The following is an 18,399-nucleotide window of genomic DNA, read 5'->3' as shown; positions in this document are numbered from 1 at the left end:
ACGTGATTTAGCGAACGCTTAACGGCGGATTGGTGAGTTTCTCCAGCAACCCAGCCTGCGCACTGCGCGCGTTCTGGTTGCCGGTCGGGCTGGAGCGCACATAACGGCCATCCGATTGCAGCACCCAGCTCTGCGTGTTGTCGCTGAGATAAGACTCCAACTCCTTCTTCACCCGCGTGATCAGCTTTTTGCCTTCGACCGGGAAGCAGGTCTCCACTCGTTTATCCAGGTTGCGCTCCATCCAGTCGGCGCTAGACAGGTAAATCTTCTCGTCGAAGTCGTTGAGGAAGTAGAACACTCGAGTGTGTTCGAGGAAGCGACCAATGATCGAGCGCACATGAATGTTGTGCGATACCCCGACGATGCCCGGGCGCAGGCAGCACATGCCACGCACCACCAGATCGATGCGCACGCCGGTCTGACTGGCCTTGTACAACGCGCGGATAATCTTCGGATCGGTCAACGAGTTGAACTTGGCGATGATGTGCGCAGGCTTACCCTCGGCCGCCGAGGCAGTCTCGCGGGCGATCATGTCGAGCAGGGTTTTCTTCAGCGTAAACGGTGCGTGCAGCAGCTTTTTCATGCGCAGGGTCTTACCCATGCCGATCAACTGGCTGAACAGCTTGGACACGTCTTCGCACAGTGCATCGTCGGAGGTGATCAAGCTGTAGTCGGTGTACAACCGCGCGTTACCGGCATGGTAGTTACCCGTGCCCAGGTGGGCATAACGCACGATCTCACCGGCCTCGCGGCGCAGAATCAGCATCATCTTCGCGTGGGTTTTATAGCCGACCACGCCATAGATCACCACCGCACCGGCGGCTTGCAGACGGCTGGCCAGTTGCAGGTTCGACTCCTCGTCAAAGCGCGCGCGCAGCTCGATTACCGCCGTCACTTCCTTACCGTTACGCGCCGCATCCACCAGTGCATCGACAATCTCGGAGTTGGCACCGCTGCGGTAAAGCGTCTGCTTGATCGCCAGCACATGCGGGTCTTTTGCGGCCTGGCGTAACAGGTCGACCACCGGAGTGAACGACTCGAACGGGTGCAGCAGCAGGATGTCTTGCTTGCTGACCACGTTGAACAGGTTGTCGCTGTTCTGCAGCAGCTTGGGAATAACGGGGGTGAACGGCGTGTATTGCAACTCCGGGTGACTGTCCAGACCGGTGATGCTGAACAGGCGCGTCAGGTTGACCGGGCCATTCACGCGGTACAGCTCGGTTTCACTCAGGTTGAACTGCTTGAGCAGGTAGTCGGCCAGATGCGCCGGGCAGGTATCTGCCACCTCCAACCGCACGGCGTCGCCGTAACGACGGGAGAACAGCTCGCCGCGCAAGGCGCGCGCCAGGTCTTCCACATCTTCGGAATCCAGCGACAAGTCGGCGTTACGGGTCAGACGGAACTGGTAGCAGCCTTTAACCTTCATGCCTTGGAACAGGTCATCGGCGTGGGCGTGAATCATCGACGACAGGAACACATGGTTGTCGCCAGGGCCGCCGACTTCTTCCGGCACTTTGATAACCCGTGGCAACAGGCGTGGCGCAGGAATGATCGCCAGACCAGAGTCGCGGCCAAAGGCATCGATACCTTCGAGCTCGACGATAAAGTTCAGGCTCTTGTTCACCAGCAACGGGAACGGGTGCGTTGGGTCGAGGCCGATCGGCGTAATGATAGGTGCGATTTCGTCGCGGAAATAACGGCGCACCCAGGCCTTGAGTTTGGTGGTCCAGTAACGGCGACGAATAAACGTGATGTTGTGCTTGGCCAGCTCGGGGAACAGCACGTCGTTGAGAATGGCGTACTGGCGATGCACCTGCTCGTGCACCAGCGTGCTGATCTGCGCCAGCACCTGATGCGGTTGCAGGCCATCGGCACCGGCCTGTTCGCGGGCGAAGGTGATCTGTTTTTTCAGCCCAGCCACACGAATCTCGAAGAACTCATCCAGGTTGCTGGAAAAGATCAGCAGAAACTTCAGGCGTTCGAGCAGCGGGTAGGACTCGTCCAGCGCCTGCTCCAATACGCGAATGTTGAACTGCAGCTGCGACAGCTCGCGGTGGATATACAGGCTGCTGTCATCCAAACCTGGAATCGGCGCTGGGGCGTGTGCAGGCTCAGGCGCAGCGAGCACCGGCTCCTCCACCAGCGGTTCAGGCGCAGGCTCAGCAGTGGATTTGTCCGCAGAGGCTTTGTCGACCGGCGCTTTTTCAACGACGGCCTTTTCAGCGACCGGCTTTTCAACAGTTGCCTTTTCTGCCCCTGCCTTGCCCGTCACCGCCTTCTCCACCACTGCTTTTTCCACGGCGGTTGAGTCGTTCAGCCCATCCGCTTTGCTGAGTCCTTCGCTGTTCATCACGTATTCCCGAACGGGCTTACTGCCCTTGCTTTAATAGTTGCGCCGCACGCACGGCGAAGTAGGTCAGGATGCCATCGGCACCCGCGCGTTTGAAGGCGGTGAGCGATTCGAGGATAACCGCCTCGCTGAGCCAGCCATTCTGGATAGCCGCCATGTGCATGGCGTACTCGCCGCTGACCTGATAGACAAAGGTCGGCACGCGGAATTCCTCTTTCACCCGGTAAAGAATATCCAGGTAGGGCATGCCGGGTTTGACCATCACCATGTCTGCGCCTTCAGCCAGATCGGCCGCCACTTCGTGCAGGGCCTCATCGCTGTTGGCCGGATCCATCTGGTAGGACGCCTTGTTGGCCTTACCCAGGTTCAGCGAAGAACCGACCGCATCTCGGAACGGACCATAGTAGGCGCTGGCGTACTTGGCGGAATAGGCCATGATTCGCACATTGGTGTGATCGGCCAGTTCCAGGGCTTCGCGGATGGCTTGAATGCGGCCGTCCATCATGTCGGACGGTGCCACGACCTGCGCACCGGCTTCGGCATGGGACAACGCCTGGCGTACCAGCGCATCGACAGTGACGTCGTTCTGCACGTAGCCGCTCTCATCGAGAATGCCGTCCTGACCATGGGTGGTGAAAGGGTCCAGCGCGACGTCGCTGATTACACCCAACTCGGGAAACTTCTCGCGCAGTGCACGGATGGCGCGCTGGGCGATACCGTCAGGGTTCCAGGCTTCACAACCGTCGAGGGTCTTCTTCTCGGCCGGGGTCACCGGAAACAGCGCCAATGCCGGAATACCGAGGGCCACCCACGCTTCAGCTTCTTTAAGCAGCAGATCAATCGACAACCTCGCCACGCCCGGCATGGAAGCTACTTCTTCGCGGGTATTTTCACCGTCGAGGACAAATACCGGCAGGATCAGATCGTTTACGGTCAGCACGTTCTCGCGCACCAGGCGACGGGAAAAATCATCGCGGCGGTTGCGGCGCAGGCGGGTGGCGGGGAACAAACGATTGGCGGGGGTAAAGCTCACGGCAAACTCCTGGGCCCGCACAAACGGGCGAGTGTGACAGTTATAGGCGGCCATTATGACCAAAGAATGACAAAAGCTGGCACCTATGCGACGGCGCGCCGCAGCCAGCGGCCGTTATGCCTTTGAATAGACTACGGGCTGACGCGTCACGCTTTCCCCTAACGCGCTGGCAGGTTAGGCTGCGCGTTCATTTCGCTGTGCACGCTGACGATGCTCCAACAATTCCTGCAGGACTTCGGTTACCTCGCCTTGTTTCTTGGCACCTTTTTCGAAGGCGAGACCATTCTGGTGTTGGCCGGCTTCCTCGCGTTCCGTGGCTACATGGACATCAACGCGGTGGTAGCAGTGGCCTTCTTCGGCAGTTATGCCGGCGACCAACTCTGGTACTACCTGGGCCGCCATCACGGCCGTCGTCTGTTGGCGCGCAAGCCGCGCCTGCAGAAAATGGGCGACAAGGCACTTGGTTATGTCCAGCGCCATCCCGACCTGTGGGTGCTGAGTTTTCGCTTTGTCTACGGCATGCGCACCGTGATGCCGGTGGCCATCGGCCTGTCGGGTTACCCGCCGCTGCGCTATCTGACTCTCAACGGCATCGGCGCCATCGTCTGGGCCGCCGTGCTGGGCTACGCCTCGTTCCACTTCGGCTCGGTGATGGAAAGCATTCTGGGCAACATCAAGAAGTACGAGTTGTGGGTACTGGGTGCGCTGGTGCTTCTGGGCGCCGTCTTGTGGCTGCGCCGTTATCTCAAGTCCCGCAAGGACTGATCAGGCCGGTACGGCATTGGCACTGCGGCGGCTCATCAGCACCAACGCCACGCCACTTGCCAGGCTGTAGCCGAGCAACATCCCCCAGCCTAGGCCCGTGATCGGCAGCAGCCCAGCCTGCTCGGCCAGCCACAACGCCGGCGCATTCAACAGCAAACGCAACGCCTCCAACCCCAGCGCATGGGGGCGGTTTTCCAGCCACATGCCCAACACATACAACCCGAACGCCATCCACGCGCAACTGCCCAGCAGCACGGCCACGCTTTGCGTTGCGCCGTTGGCCAGCAAGTAACTGCCGGCGGCGACGTACAGCACAAATTGCACAGCGGCATACACCTGGTGAGCCGGGCGCAGCGGCACGTGGAATTTCTCGAACTGACTGAGATCGGCTTTGCTCTGCGGGTACCGGGCGGCCACATCAGCCGGGCGCCAGCCGGTGCGCATAAACCAGATTCGCAGCTTGTCCCACAGTGACCCGGCCCGCGCCGCGTCCTGCCAGAGCACGGCGTAAAACTGCAGGTTGGCCCACAACGGATTCCAGCTGGCCAGCGGCGTTGTCACGCCAAACACCACGGGCTCCTCGTCCAACTCTTCCTGAAACGTGCCGAACAGACGGTCCCACAGAATAAAGACGCCGCCGTAGTTGCGGTCCATGTACACCACGTTTTGCGCGTGGTGCACCCGATGATTGGACGGCGAGATAAACACCCACTCAAACCAGCCGAGCTTGGGGATGTGGCGGGTGTGCACCCAGAACTGGTACAGCAGGTTCAGGGCCGCCACGGTCAGGAACACCAGCGGCGGCACCCCCAGCAGCGCCATCGGCAGGTAAAAGATCCAGCCGAAAATCCAGCCGGTGCTGGTCTGACGCAACGCCGTGGACAGGTTGTACTCCTCGCTCTGGTGATGCACCGAATGCGCGGCCCACAACACATTGCGTTCGTGGCCAAGGCGGTGGTTCCAGTAGTAGCAGAAGTCATAAAAGACAAACGCAAACACCCAGACCCACAGGTTCTGCGCTGACAACTCGAACACGCCCCAGTTCTGCCAGGCAAAGGTGTAGGTGAGCAGCCCCACCACTTTGGTCAGCAGCCCCAACGTAGTCGACAACACCCCGGCGCTGAGGCTGTTGATCGCATCGGCCAGACGATAGGTGCGCATACCGCGCCAACGGTCGGCGAGCAGTTCCAGCGCAATCAGCAGGAAGAAAAAAGGTACGGCGTAGAGGACGTAATTCATGGCTCACCCATCATTGTTATTGTCCGCCCACTTGCAGGGACTATAGCGGTGGATGCTATCTCTCGATGACGTGCTACACCGCGACATCAGGTGACAACCTGAGCGGCATTTAGCGACAGACGCCTCTGAAACAGCCCGTTACGCTGGTAAATGACATTTTGATAACACCGTTTGCGGCAAACTGCGGTCCAAACTCATATCAACCAGGCAGCACAGTTGGTCGAGGGTGCTTGGCGGCTTTGAAAGCGTCGAGTTGAGTAAATAGGCCGAGTGCTCGGCCAACCCATCGAGAAACGGGGAATCGCCATGCATAAGAAAGTCGCTGTAATTCTCTCCGGCTGCGGCGTTTACGACGGCGCGGAAATCTATGAAAGCGTCATTACGCTGCTGCGCCTGGACCAGCGCGGCGTGGACGTAGAATGTTTCGCCCCCAATATCACCCAACACCATGTGATCAATCACCTCACGGGCGAGGAGATGCCCGAAAGCCGCAATGTGCTGGTCGAGGCCGCGCGCATTGCGCGGGGCGCGATCAAGGATATCCGCCAAGCCAACGCTGAAGAGTTCGATGCGTTGATCGTGCCGGGTGGTTTTGGCGCGGCCAAAAACCTTTCTGACTTCGCCGTGAACGGCGCAGAGCTCAACGTACAGCCTGATGTGCTGGCGCTGGCGCAGGCATTTGCTGCGGCGAAAAAGCCCATCGGCCTGATCTGCATCGCACCCTCCATGGCCGCGAAAATTTTCGGACCGGGGGTCATCTGTACTATCGGCAACCATGCCGACACCGCCGCCGCACTTTCGCAAATGGGTGCCGAACATCAGGAGTGCACGGTGGAAGACATCGTCGAAGACCCTGCGCACAAACTGGTCACGACCCCGGCCTATATGTTGGCCAACTCCATCAGTGAAGCCGCTTCCGGCATCAACAAGCTGGTGGACCGGGTATTGGAGTTGGCCGTTTCGCCCAGCTGACCCTGCCCCCCCACTACCGGCCAGGACGGCCCACGATGACAAGGATGTTATGCCATGGCCCCACGCCTCTCCCACGGGCTGACGTTGCCCGAACTGCTGATCACCCTGTGCCTGCTGGCCATCATCGTCAGCATCGCCATGCCTTCTCTAGACCGGCACGTGCACAGCAATCGCCAGGAGACCCAGCGGCACAGCCTGCTGAGCCATCTCAAGACTGCCCGCAGCGAAGCCATCACCGGCAACCACCGCGTCGAGCTCTGTGGCTCCAGCAACGGCCAGCAGTGCGACCATCGATGGAGCGAAGGCTGGTTGATGCGCAACCCGATCACGCAAACCGTGCTGCGCTTTTCCCCGCAGCCAGGGCGTGACCAACTGCGCTGGACCGGGGCCGGACAGGCCAACCAGACCATCGTATTTCAGGCCAATGGCACCATGATCTCCAGTAACGGGCGTTTTGTACTGTGCTCCGCCGAACGCCGTGTGGCCTGGCAATTGGTGATCAATCGCCAGGGTCGCATACGCCAAAGCACGGGGCTGGAAAGCGGGCAGAGCGATAGTGACTTGTGCGGCTGATTCATAAACGTCGAACACACGCTGTGAGCCTTCCTACAGGCATCTGTAACGCACCTGCTTCCTCGCCCCCAGTATTAGCCAAACAATCGAGGTGCCTTCTCGGGCAAGGAGCAAGACTCGATTGGCTATGGCACAGGGAGCGCCAGCATGAACAGCACACGGATAACCGCAACACCCGTCTTCGCATCACCGACCTCACCCTCTTTCCCACGACCTTATGCACGCCATAGCGCCGCCGGCTTCAGCCTGGTGGAGGTATTGGTCACCGCCCTGCTTATCGGTGTCGGTCTGTTGGGCATGGCCACGCTGCAAGGCCAAGCCATTGCCTACACCGCTCAAGCCTCGCACCGCGCCACAGCAGCCATGTTGGCCGCCGACCTGCTGGAACTGATCCATGCAACGCCGGCAGACTGGGCGGTTTATCTGCGCAGCGCCGCCTCGGCATCGACAGACACTGCCATCTGCGCGGTTACCCCAACGCCACCCGCTGCGCAGTTGGCCTGCTGGCGCGCCGAGGTGGCAAGGTTGCTTCCCGCCTCAACTGCCCTACCGGCCAGCACAACGTACGTCTGCCGCTCGCCCAGCACCGGTGTGTGCGCCCAACAAGGGCAGACCATCGAAATTCAGGTGGCGTGGAAGGGCAACCCTGGCGAATGCCCGGTTGCTGATGCGTACTGCCATGTACGTCTGCGCAGCGAAATCTGAGGAGGCAGCCGTCATGTTCAGAACAACACAACGCGGCCTGTCGCTGGTCGAACTGCTGGTGGCACTGTCGATCGCCTCTTTCCTGGCCCTGGCAGCGACTCAGCTGGTGGTTGATACCAAAATCAGCTTCCTGTTCCAGCGCGCCCAGGCTGACAACCAGGCCAACGCCCAGTTTACGTTGCAATGGCTGGACCGACAGTTGGCCAGAACGGGCTTCAAACGCCGGCCAGACCAACCCCTGCAAGCCGCGTTCCCTGCGCTTAGCGAGGCGCAATCTGGCGTGGCCGGCTGCGTCTTCACTGCCGGCCAGGTAATCAAGGCGTTGACCCGTAAAGCGCTGTGCATTCGCTACCAACCCAGCGACCGGCTGGAGGTGGATTGTCTGGGCAACGGCCGGCCGGCCAACGCCAGCAGTCTGGCCCAGCCGTATGCCGAACCCGTGGAGGCTTACATTGAGAAGCTGGCTGTCAACAACAACCAGCAATTGCTCTGCACCAGCAAAGGCGGCTCCGCCACCCTCACAGAAGGCATCCTTGATCTGCGCTTCGACTATGGCGTCGGGGTATACGGCCACCCTGATCCAACCACCTACACCGCTTCACCGGCCAGCGATGCCCCCATCCGCAGCGTTCGCTACGCCGCACTGCTGAGCACACCAGCGCCCGCGCGCACGACCACCAGAGACTCTCCTGCCTGGCAGTACTGGCACGAAAGTGCACTACCAAGCAGCACCAAGGGGCAGTTGTACCAAGTAATCAAAGGCACCACCGCGCTCAGGAATCTGCTGCCATGATCCGACGCCCTCAGCGCGGCAGCGTGCTTATCGTGACCCTGATGCTATTGCTGGTGGTAACCGCACTGGCGATTACCAGCGTGCGTGACAGCGCCCTGGAATATCAGGCAATGGCCAGAAACCTCGAGCAACAACGCCTGCTCAACGCCGCTGAAGCAGGCCTGCGGGAGGCTGAGCGCCGTATCGCCAAGACTGCTGTCCCGCTTCGGCCCTGCGGCGCGCCGCCCTGCCTGCAGGGGCTGGCGACCAATCATGCCGTGGACTTCTCGCTGGCGACCGCCTACCCCGGCACGTTTGGCCCCGCGCCCACGGCAGCCAGCGTGCGCTGGTATATCCGCCTTATTCCGGACACCAGCCAGCAACCCGTAGAGGCCGCCTACGACAAAGCGGCCAGAGCGTTTGGCACTTACTACTACGAAGTCAACAGCCAAGCCTTTTTCACTCACCTCGCACCATCCAACCTCAACGGCAGCTGTGCACTGGCGGTGGTCTGCTTGCGTGCCGTGGTAGCGAGAACCTATCTGGAAGGCCAGCTATGAAGTGGCGTGCACTATTCATGGCGCTGCTGGCCGGCGCCACAAGCTTGAGCGCATCGCCACAAAATGGTGACGACTACTTCCCCTGGCTGCTGTGTTATCGCCCGGCAGCGCCCGAACGCTTGGTCGTAGCGGAACAGGCTGATACGTACTTGCGCACACGCTTCGACCCGCACGATTGGTCGGGTGAATTACGCAAGGAACGGCGAACGGCGTCGGGAAAAATCGTACAACTGTGGCAAGCCAACGAGCACTTCCCGCGCCAGCGGCAGATCAAGATCGCCGGCGGCGCCGGCCCCTCGGGGCTGGTCGACTTCCACTGGGCCAATCTCGACCTTGCGCAGCAAACGCTGCTCAACACCGACTTGCGTGGCGCCCCCGACAAGCTCGGCGAGGCCCGTTTAAGGCTGCTGCGCGGCGAGCGCTGCACGGATTTGGAAGAGTGCACGCTGCTTCGCCAACACTTACCGCGACTGGGCGATATCGTGAATGCCCGGCCATTGACCGTTGGCACGCCTGATCGTCACACCGCCACGATGGAAAGCTACGACGGCCCGCCGGGCGCGTACGCCGCGTTTAGGGCCAGGCCCCGGCGTGCCCAGGTATACGTCGGCGCCAACGACGGCATGCTGCATGTCTTCGACGCGGCCACTGGTGAAGAACGCCTGGCGATTATCCCCTCGGCTGTCCTCGACAAGCTGTCGACGCTGACATCGCCGCACTACGCCAATGATGCACCCCATCGCTTCTTCGTCGACGGCCCGGCGGTTGCTCAAGACGTTTTCTTCGCCAACGCCTGGCACACCGTCCTGCTGGTTAGTCTGGGAGCGGGCGGGCGAGGTCTGTTGGCCCTGGATGTCAGCGACCCTGAGCAGATAAACCTGTTGTGGGAGTTCGATGCTCGTCAGGATCCAACCCTCGGTCACCTGCTGACAGCCCCTACCATTGCCCGCCTGCACACCGGCCAATGGGCGGCTCTGCTGGGCAATGGCATCGATGCAGCGCAAGAGCGCGCCAGCCTGTTATTGCTGGATATTCAAACCGGCGCACTTATCCGCCGCCTTGACACACCGGTGCCCTCGGCAGGGTTGGCGATGCCCCTGGTGACCGATACTAATGGCGATGGTTACGCTGACTACGCCTATGCTGGGGATAGTCTGGGCAACCTGTGGCGCTTTGATCTGTATGACACAAGTCAAGGCAACCTGACTAAAGCGCCGCCTGAGCGCCCGGTCAATGCCAGCGCCTTTCGCGTGTCCTTTGGCGCAAGTCCATTGTTTCGCACCTCGGCCAGGGCAGCGCAACCCATCACACTGGCGCCGGCAATTGTTAGCCACCCTTCGGAATCGGGCTATCTGATCATCGTCGGCACCGGCCAGAACCACCGCCAGGCCGACCGTGATCGGCAAAGCCTGTACGGAATATGGGACCGCCATACCCGCGGCGAAAACACCCACAACCACGTCACCATCAGCATCGCCGACCTGCAGCACCAGCAGGTTTCCAGCAGCGATGGCCTGACCTTCAACCTGAGCCGCCGCCCAATCGACTGGCGCCAGCGTGAACACGATACGCAGGGAAAACTGGGCTGGTACATCGACTTGCAAGCGGCGGCATCAGCTACCGCGAGCGAGCGTCTGCTCGAGCCAGCCAAACGCCTCGGCGAGTTACTGAGCTTCACCACTCGGATCCCCAGCACAGCGCCCTGCCAGCTCGATATCCAGACGCGACTGTACGTTATTGACCCGACCCTGGGCGGTGGCGCGCCGTTTCCGGTTTTTGATCTCAATGGCGATGGTCGGGTCGACAGCCAAGACAGCAGCGGCGGCCTCGCGCCTTCGGGCATTGCCGCTCCCTCGGATGTGCAGATAACTGTGGACCCCGCCACTGGCATGCCCTGCGTGCTCGGCGAAGCGGGCTGTGCAGCGATTTCGCTGGGCCCACGGGCCAACGGCAGACAAAGTTGGAGGGTAATCAGCGATGGCACACCGTAAACGCATGAGCGGCGGCTTCAGCCTGCTGGAACTACTGGCCGTGTTGACGATTGTGGGTGTGCTGTATGCCCTGGTAATGCCCCAGTATCGCCAGCACGTGCTGCGCAGCAATCGTACCGACGGCCAGGTCTTGCTGGTGGATGCCGCCGCCCGGCAGGCCCGCCACTACGCCCAGCATCAGCACTACATCACCAGCACCAGCGGGCTCGATGAACTGCAAATGACCCATTCCAGAGACGGTGAGGTGCGCAGCAACAAGGGCCTGTATCGCCTCACCAGCGAGCCCGGAGACGGCGGCTACCGCCTGCGCGCCGAGCCCCTGGGCGCGCAGCGTGCCGACACGGCATGCGCCACGTTGCTACTCGATGGCATTGGCAGAACCGGCACCACCGGCACCGTCAGTGCGCTGGAGTGCTGGAGATAGTCACATATGCCCACCCGGGCCAGGGATGGCGCCCGTGTCCACCTTGCGGCAGGCTAAGTGCCTACCTTTTGGAGTGACCCCAGCCATGTCCGAGCCCCCTTTCGAACTGACCCCCGAGCTGAAACAGGCGGTGCAAGGCTTCTTCGAACGCATTCCGTTCAACCAGATGCTGGGCATCCGCATCGACGAGTTATCCACCGACCACGTGCTGATGTCCCTGCCCATGCAGCCGGGGCTGGTAGGCAACTTCGTCCACGGCATTCTCCATGGCGGGGTTATTTCGGCACTGCTGGACGTTACCGGCGGCGCGATGGCACTCATCGGCGCCTTCGAACGTCACCAGAACCTCAGCAGTGGTGAACGCATGGCGCGGCTTTCAAAGCTCGGCACGATCGATCTGCGGGTGGATTATCTGCGGCCCGGACGCGGCCAGCACTTCGTCGCCAAAGCGGTTTTGCTACGCTCAGGCAATAAAGTCGCAGTGGTACGCTCGGAACTGCATGCCGACGACGGCACGCTGGTGGCCGTGGGCACAGGCACCTATTTGTGCGGCTAGGGCAGCGACTGTAGCGCTCAGCACGCGGGGCGGCCCAAGCGACCAAAAACATAGCCTTGGCCTTCGGTGCCCTTTAAGATGCCGAAACTGGCAAAGAGCCATTACTGTTGACAGTATTGGGTTGTAATTTTGGGGTTGGAGTTTGTGATGTCACTGCTGCACTTCATTGCTGACATGCCGGCCAACCAGACGGCGATTCTCGATTGCCAGCATGATCCAAGCCTGGTGTTTCTCGCCTACCTGGTTGCCAGTGCCTCCGGCTTTACCGCACTGGCCATGGCCAACCGTGTGAGCAGCAGCCGTACCGTCGGGGGGCGCGAGCTTTGGCGCTGGATCGGCGCATTTGCGTTGGGTGGCGGCATCTGGTCGATGCATTTCATCGCCATGCTGTCATTCAGTGCGCCGCTACAGATTGGCTACGACTTCAAAATCACCCTGGCTTCCCTGCTGGTCGCCATCGTCGTGTCGTACGCGGTGATGTGGGTGATCAGTCGCAAGCGCCTGGTGGCCTGGCAGTACCTAGCCGCCGCAGTGACCGCAGGCGTTGGCATTGCCACCATGCACTACAGCGGAATGGCCGCCATTGAGTCGGCCGCCACCCAGTACTACGACCCCATACTTTTTGCCGTCTCGGTGCTGATCGCAATCGGGGCCTCATTGGCTGCCGTGATCCTGGCCTTCTATTTTCGCGGCAAGACCGGTGAGCGCGCGCATTGGCTGCGAATGCTTGCCAGCCTGGTGATGGGCGGAGCCATTGCGTCCATGCACTTCACCGGTATGGCCGCCATGACCCTGGCCGTGCCTACCGATCTGTATGCCCATGTATTGCAGCCGGTGGCCGAGACCGGCGAGCAAAGCGTGCTGGCCATCTCCATCGGCCTGATCGCGTTGGTCATCATCGTTGCCGGCATTGGTGCAAGCTGGGCCGATCAGCGTCTGCGCGAGCAGCATGCCAAGCTGCGGCGGGTTGCCCAACAACTGAACGTGGTGACCCAATACGACCCGCTGACCAACCTCTTCAACGGCCGCGCCTTCACCCAGTTGGCCACGCGCGCCCTAGGCGCCGTGGAGCCGCAGCAGCGCTGGGCGCTGCTGTTTATCGATCTGGACAACTTCAAGCGCATCAACGACAGCCTCGGCCATGCCACCGGCGACCACCTGCTGCAATTGGTTGCCCAGCGCATTCGCTCGGCACTCGGCGGCGAGGATGTGCTGGCGCGTTTTTCCGGCGACGAGTTTTGTGTGCTGGCCAAAGTGGAACACAGCTATCAGGCCGAACAACTGGCCAGCCGCATCGTTGACCAGCTGCAAACCCCGTTCAATCTGTCCTGCGGGCAGCTGACGCAAACGGCCAGTATCGGCCTCAGCGTTTTCCCTCAGGACAGCCGCGACTACGACGCGCTGTTCAAACACGCAGGTCTTGCCGTGGGCTACTGCAAACAAAACGGGCGCAACCGCAGCCTGCGCTTCAGCCCGGACCTGGAACGTCGCGCCCATATGGACCTGACGCTGGAGCAGGACCTGCGCCGTGCCCTTAATGAGGACGGGCTGCATGTGCATTACCAGCCCATCGTTTCCTGCGAAACCGGTCAGGTCATCAGCCTGGAGGCCTTGGCCCGCTGGAACCACCCGCAACGCGGCAGCGTGAGCCCGGAAGTATTTGCACCGCTGGCCGAGCAACACGGCTTTATCGTCGAGCTGGATCTGTGGGTGGCCGAGCGCGCCTGCCGCGACCTGGTTAGCCTGCGCGAAGCCGGCTACCCGGAGCTTCGCGTGGCATTCAACTGCTCGGCATTGAACCTGTCTAACCGCGCCTTGCCTGCGGCCATCGAGCAGATTCTGCTACGCACGGGAATGGACTCGGCCGGGCTGGTGATGGAAGTCACCGAGAACGCGTTGATGAACAACCTCAACACGGCGGTGGAAATTCTCGAAGAGATTCGCCGCCTCGGCGTGCGGGTTTCGATCGACGATTTCGGCAGCGGCTATTCATCGCTGGCCTATCTGCGCAAATTGCCGGTCAACAGCCTGAAGGTCGACCGCTCGTTTATCCGCGACATTCCCGCCGAACCCAACGACATGGCGATCACCTCGGCGATCATCGCCATGGCGCACAAGCTGCAACTGATGGTCGTGGCCGAAGGGGTTGAGTCTGCCGAGCAGCTGGAGTTTCTGCGCGCCAACGACTGCGATCTGATCCAGGGCTATTTCTTCAGCCGCCCCTTGGCGCTGGACGCCTTGCGGGCCTGGCTGGCGCCGCCGGTGCAGGCCTCGCCTCAGCTCACCGCCTGACGGGCCAGGCGGGTAAGGATGCGGTCCAGCGCATTGGCAAACGCCTGTTTTTCCCGCTCGCCATAAGGTCCCTGCCCGCCGCCGACCTGCCCTTGCTCGCGCAGGTCGGTGAACAGGTTACGCACCGCCAGGCGCTCGCCCATATTGCCGGCATCGAATTCACGGCCACGTGGGTCCAGCGCCGCCACGCCCTTTTTCACTAGGCGGTCGGCCAGCGGCACATCGCTGCAAATCACCAGTTCTCCCGGCACGGCATGCTCCACCAGGTAATCGTCGGCGGCATCCGGGCCGCTGGGCACAACAATCAGACGTACGCAGGCGAAGGCCGGTTTGGTCTGGCTTTGCCCGGCCACCAATAGCACCTCGAACTGACGCTTCAAGGCGAATTTCACCACCTGGTCCTTGGCAGCCTTGGGGCAGGCGTCGGCATCAATCCATACGCGCATGGGCGCACTCCTTTGAACGTAAAAACAAAAACGGGCGAGCAGTGTGACACTGCTCGCCCGTTTTTCTAGCGCTGAGAGTTAGCTGGCGCTGGTCGCCTGCTCACGCGCTCGGGCGGTAAGGGCGCTGCGCCCGTACAGAATGGCGATGGCAGCAAGCGCCACAGCCTGGGCCGACAGCGAGTAGAGGTCGGCGTGCACACCCAGCCACTCGAACTCAATGAACGGCACCGGATGGGTGCCGAACACACCAGCCTCTTGCAGTGCTTTTACGCCGTGACCGGCAAAGACCACCGACAGCGCGCAGAGCAGCGCGGCGTTGATGCCAAAGAAGATGCCCAGCGGCAGCTTGGCCGAACCGCGCAAAATTACCCAAGCCAGACCCACAAGCAGCACGCAGGCGGTCGCGCCACCCGCCAGCACCGCGCTGTGACCAGCAGGGCCAGCCTGCAGCCACAGGGTTTCGTAGAACAGGATGACTTCGAACAGCTCGCGGTACACCGAGAAGAACGCCAGGATGGCGAAGCCAAAACGGCCACCGCCACCCACCAGGCTGCTCTTGATGTAATCCTGCCAGGCGGCGGCGTGGCGACGGTCGTGCATCCACACACCCAGCCACAGCACCATCACGGCGGCGAACAACGCGGTGCAGCCTTCCAGCAATTCGCGCTGCGCCCCACTGACGTCGAACAGGTATGCAGCAGCCGCCCAGGTGAACACACCCGCCAGCATGGCCAGGCCCCAACCGATATGTACGCTGCGTTCGGCCGATTGCTGGCCGGTGTTGCGCAGGAAGGCCAGAATCGCAGCCAGTACCAGAATGGCTTCCAGGCCCTCACGCAGCAGAATCAGTAGCGCCGAGATAAAGCTCAGCGACTGGCTCAACCCATCGCTGCCCAGTAGCTTGGCCGATTCCTGCAGTTTGCCCTTGGCGAAATCCAGCTTCTCTTTGGCCTGCGCAAGCGGCAGCCCATCCTGCAGCGATTGACGGTAGGCCATCAGCGCTTTTTCGGTGTCTTTGCGCACTTGCGCATCAACGTTGTCGAGCGAGCTTTCAACCAGTTCGAAACCTTCCAGGTAGGCGGCTACCGAGAGGTCGTAGGCTTGGTCATGGTCGCCGTTGCCGTAGGCCGCCAGGCTCTTGTCGAGGGTGACGCTGGTGTAGTCGAGCAGTTGTTGAGGCCCACGCTGCACAATCGGCGGCTGGGCGCGCTGGCTGCGGAACAGCGCAGCAGCCGGCTCACCTTGGGTGGCGGCAATTTCATCCGGAGTTTGGCGCGCGAGTTCAGCCAGATCGAAGACTTTGGGCTTGGCGCCATCGGCAGCCGCTGGAGTGGCAGCAGACGCGCCGGCGCTGAGGCCGGCGATGTAAACAGCCAGATCCCAACGTTGACGCTCGTCCAGTTGGTCGGCGAAGGCCGGCATGTCGGTGCCTTCCACGCCGAGCGTGGTGGTGCTGTACAGGTCGTACAGGCTCAGACGGCCCAGGCGCTTGGCGTCGGTCAGGTTCGACGGTGCCGGTTCCAGGCCAATGCCGGCCGGGCCATCGCCCAAGCCTGCATCGCCGTGGCAGACCGCACATTGCTGCGCGTAGAGAGGCGCGCCACGGGTTGGATCCGGGGTAATCACCGGCGCCTGGCTGACCTCATAGGCGGCGGCCACTTGCGCGCTCACCAGCCGAGCCTGGCGGCTGACTGCCGCGGCGTCCTGACGTTGGGTAATGGCATCGCGCAGGGAGCCCACGCCTTGCTCGATGTCTTTGCGCTGCGGGCTGGCCGGCAAGGCCACGATAAGGCCTTGCAGAGCCGTCAGGGCATCGAGTTGTTTCTGGTAGTGGTCGCCATCGATTACCTGGCCAGCATTCACCGCGTCGGCGTAATCGGCGCCGATATAGTCGAGCACGTGAATGGCTTGGGCGGTTCCTTCCACCGGGTCAGCGAATGCGTTGAGGCTTAAAGCGGACAACAGCGAGAGAAGACACAACAACAGGCGGGGAGAGGCAAACATGATTCCATCCCAAATAAGAATGGAAGACATTGTTACCTTCCTAACGTTCTCACTCAAGTGTTTGTAACAAAGCTTTACCTCAAGCGGGTGCTCGGCTGAATCGCGAGAAGTGGAAAGTTGGAAACGAAAACGGCGCGATCAGAATCGATTGCGCCGTTAAAAGGCAACGCGGTGAAGCTGCTAAATCAGCTGGCCGCCCGGCGGACGCTGGCCAGCAAACCGGCAGCACCGATAAACAACGCCCCGAAGGTACGGTTCATCACCCGCTGCTGACGCGGCGTTCGCAGCAAACGCAGCACCTTGGACGCCAAGCCGGTGTAACCGGCCATCACGATCAGATCGACCGTGATCATGGTTACGCCCATGGTCAGGTACTGCATCAATTGCGGCGCCTTTGGGTCAATGAACTGTGGCAACACCGCCAGCATGAACACCACCGCCTTGGGGTTACTGACGTTCACCAGAAAACCGCGAAATACCAGGCTCAGCGGTCGACCGATAGGCCGCACTGCCGCCTCGTCCGAGAGGTCACTGGGCAACGCGCGCCACTGTTTGATGCCCAGAAACACCAGGTAGAACACGCCAAACCATTTGATCAGGCTGAAGGCCAGTTCCGAGGCAGACAGAATGGCGCCCACACCGGCCGCGACAATGGCGATCTGCAATGCCAGCCCGAGCTGCAAGCCCAGGGCGTTCCAGTAACCGCGCCAGAACCCGTATTGCAGGCCAGCCGACATCGAGGCGATGGCGCCGGCACCGGGAGAAAGACTGATAAGCCAACAGGCAACGAAAAACGCCAGCCAAGTTTCAAGCAGCATGGCCGCGAACCTCAGAAATGTGGGAAGGCGCTTACGTTAACGCGCTGTGTGGCGACTGACTAGCACAGTCGCCACACAGTTGAGGAGCACAGCAGCCGGTTAGGCGTCCGGGCTGTTTTTGCGCAGGTGCACCGGATCGGCAGCCTTGTTGGCGGCGCGGTTGCGCGCAGTGCGCATCTTGATGTTGATGGCTTCCACCGCCAGCGAGAACGCCATGGCGAAGTAGACATAGCCCTTAGGCACATGCACCTCGAACGCTTCGGCTATCAGCACAGTACCGACCACAATCAGGAACGACAGGGCGAGCATCTTCAGCGACGGGTGCTTGTCGATGTATTCGCTGATGGTGCTGGCGGCCAGCATCATCACGCCCACCGAAATCACGATGGCCGCAATCATTACCGGCACATGCTGCACCAGGCCGACGGCGGTGATGACCGAGTCCAGGGAGAAGATGATGTCGATAATGGCGATCTGCGTGATGATCCCCATAAAGCCATACACCTTGCCGCCGGCCTTGGCTTCTTCTTCCGCGCCTTCGAGGCCGTGGTAGATCTCGGCGGTGCTCTTGAACAGCAGGAACAGACCACCGAAGAACAGAATCAGGTCACGCCCGGAGATACCCTGCTCGAACACGGTGAACAGGTCTGCTGTCAGGCGCATCACCCAGGTGATCGACAGCAACAGCAGAATCCGCGTACCCATGGCCAGGGCCAGGCCGAAGAAACGTGCTTTGGGTTGCTGCTCGATGGGCAGACGGCTGACCAGAATCGAGATAAAGATGATGTTGTCGATGCCAAGGACGATTTCCAAAGCGGTCAGGGTCGCAAACGCGATCCAGATCTCTGGACTCATTAGCCATTCCATAGTGTTGCCTCAAAAAGGGTAAGTTGAACCCG

17 protein-coding genes are annotated in these 18,399 nt (G+C 61.2%); 10 read left to right on the top strand and 7 right to left on the bottom strand.

Translation table 11 applies throughout. From position 1 onward, the window contains the following. Positions 1-7: 7 nt before the first annotated feature. Entirely contained in the window at positions 8-2,350 is a 2,343-nt protein-coding gene (ppk1, locus tag PKE98_RS03290) for a polyphosphate kinase 1 (protein ID WP_271193834.1), read from the bottom strand. Positions 2,351-2,369: 19 nt separating this feature from the next. Next, entirely contained in the window at positions 2,370-3,383 is a 1,014-nt protein-coding gene (hemB, locus tag PKE98_RS03285) for a porphobilinogen synthase (protein ID WP_271193833.1), read from the bottom strand. Between the two features lie 210 nt (positions 3,384-3,593). On the opposite strand from hemB, the gene PKE98_RS03280 reads away from it, so the two are divergent. Next, the gene (locus PKE98_RS03280) at positions 3,594-4,148 is read left to right on the top strand and encodes a DedA family protein (RefSeq protein WP_271193832.1); all 555 of its coding nucleotides are present in this window, start codon (positions 3,594-3,596) and stop codon (positions 4,146-4,148) included. On the opposite strand, the gene PKE98_RS03275 is transcribed toward PKE98_RS03280, so the two are convergent. After that, positions 4,149-5,387: a sterol desaturase family protein gene (locus tag PKE98_RS03275; protein WP_271193831.1), complete on the bottom strand. Its 1,239-nt coding sequence runs from the start codon at positions 5,385-5,387 to the stop codon at positions 4,149-4,151. Positions 5,388-5,693: 306 nt separating this feature from the next. On the opposite strand from PKE98_RS03275, the gene elbB reads away from it, so the two are divergent. The 9 genes from elbB (at position 5,694) to PKE98_RS03230 (ending at position 14,232) form a co-directional block, all read left to right on the top strand. After that, on the top strand, positions 5,694-6,359 hold the full coding sequence (gene elbB, locus PKE98_RS03270) for an isoprenoid biosynthesis glyoxalase ElbB (RefSeq protein ID WP_271193830.1): 666 nt from the start codon (positions 5,694-5,696) through the stop codon (positions 6,357-6,359). A 54-nt stretch (positions 6,360-6,413) separates the two neighbouring features. Further along, positions 6,414-6,932 (top strand): GspH/FimT family pseudopilin, encoded by a 519-nt coding sequence (locus PKE98_RS03265; protein WP_271193829.1) that lies wholly within the window; start codon positions 6,414-6,416, stop codon positions 6,930-6,932. Between the two features lie 147 nt (positions 6,933-7,079). Continuing rightward, on the top strand, positions 7,080-7,637 hold the full coding sequence (gene pilV, locus PKE98_RS03260; protein ID WP_271193828.1) for a type IV pilus modification protein PilV: 558 nt from the start codon (positions 7,080-7,082) through the stop codon (positions 7,635-7,637). Positions 7,638-7,650: 13 nt separating this feature from the next. Then, the gene (locus tag PKE98_RS03255) at positions 7,651-8,430 is read left to right on the top strand and encodes a PilW family protein (RefSeq protein WP_271193827.1); all 780 of its coding nucleotides are present in this window, start codon (positions 7,651-7,653) and stop codon (positions 8,428-8,430) included. After that, a complete protein-coding gene (locus PKE98_RS03250; RefSeq protein WP_271193826.1) occupies positions 8,427-8,969 on the top strand; it encodes a pilus assembly PilX family protein in 543 nt (180 codons plus the stop codon). Before PKE98_RS03255 ends, PKE98_RS03250 begins: the two co-directional genes overlap by 4 nt. Further along, on the top strand, positions 8,966-10,960 hold the full coding sequence (locus PKE98_RS03245; protein ID WP_271193825.1) for a pilus assembly protein: 1,995 nt from the start codon (positions 8,966-8,968) through the stop codon (positions 10,958-10,960). The genes PKE98_RS03250 and PKE98_RS03245 overlap by 4 nt, the downstream gene beginning before the upstream one ends. Beyond that, a complete protein-coding gene (locus tag PKE98_RS03240; protein ID WP_271193824.1) occupies positions 10,947-11,384 on the top strand; it encodes a type IV pilin protein in 438 nt (145 codons plus the stop codon). Before PKE98_RS03245 ends, PKE98_RS03240 begins: the two co-directional genes overlap by 14 nt. Before the next feature lie 85 nt (positions 11,385-11,469). Continuing rightward, positions 11,470-11,940, top strand: a complete 471-nt coding sequence (locus PKE98_RS03235; protein WP_271193823.1) for a thioesterase family protein — start codon at positions 11,470-11,472, stop codon at positions 11,938-11,940. Between the two features lie 147 nt (positions 11,941-12,087). Continuing rightward, positions 12,088-14,232: a putative bifunctional diguanylate cyclase/phosphodiesterase gene (locus PKE98_RS03230; RefSeq protein ID WP_271193822.1), complete on the top strand. Its 2,145-nt coding sequence runs from the start codon at positions 12,088-12,090 to the stop codon at positions 14,230-14,232. Here PKE98_RS03230 and PKE98_RS03225 read toward each other — a convergent pair. From PKE98_RS03225 to PKE98_RS03210, 4 genes are all read right to left on the bottom strand, one after another. Then, the gene (locus PKE98_RS03225; protein WP_271193821.1) at positions 14,217-14,678 is read right to left on the bottom strand and encodes a YaiI/YqxD family protein; all 462 of its coding nucleotides are present in this window, start codon (positions 14,676-14,678) and stop codon (positions 14,217-14,219) included. The genes PKE98_RS03230 and PKE98_RS03225 overlap by 16 nt on opposite strands. Positions 14,679-14,756: 78 nt before the next feature. Beyond that, positions 14,757-16,682: an FTR1 family protein gene (locus tag PKE98_RS03220; protein WP_271193820.1), complete on the bottom strand. Its 1,926-nt coding sequence runs from the start codon at positions 16,680-16,682 to the stop codon at positions 14,757-14,759. A gap of 185 nt (positions 16,683-16,867) precedes the next feature. Beyond that, positions 16,868-17,500, bottom strand: a complete 633-nt coding sequence (rhtB, locus tag PKE98_RS03215; RefSeq protein WP_271193819.1) for a homoserine/homoserine lactone efflux protein — start codon at positions 17,498-17,500, stop codon at positions 16,868-16,870. A gap of 99 nt (positions 17,501-17,599) precedes the next feature. Then, positions 17,600-18,367 (bottom strand): TerC family protein, encoded by a 768-nt coding sequence (locus tag PKE98_RS03210; RefSeq protein WP_271193818.1) that lies wholly within the window; start codon positions 18,365-18,367, stop codon positions 17,600-17,602. Positions 18,368-18,399: the final 32 nt, after the last annotated feature.

This window comes from Pseudomonas turukhanskensis, from assembly GCF_027922365.1.
Classification (GTDB): Bacteria; Pseudomonadota; Gammaproteobacteria; order Pseudomonadales; family Pseudomonadaceae; genus Aquipseudomonas; species Aquipseudomonas turukhanskensis.
The sequence above is the reverse complement of the archived record's forward strand: the minus strand, read 5'-3'. Positions and strand labels throughout refer to the sequence as shown.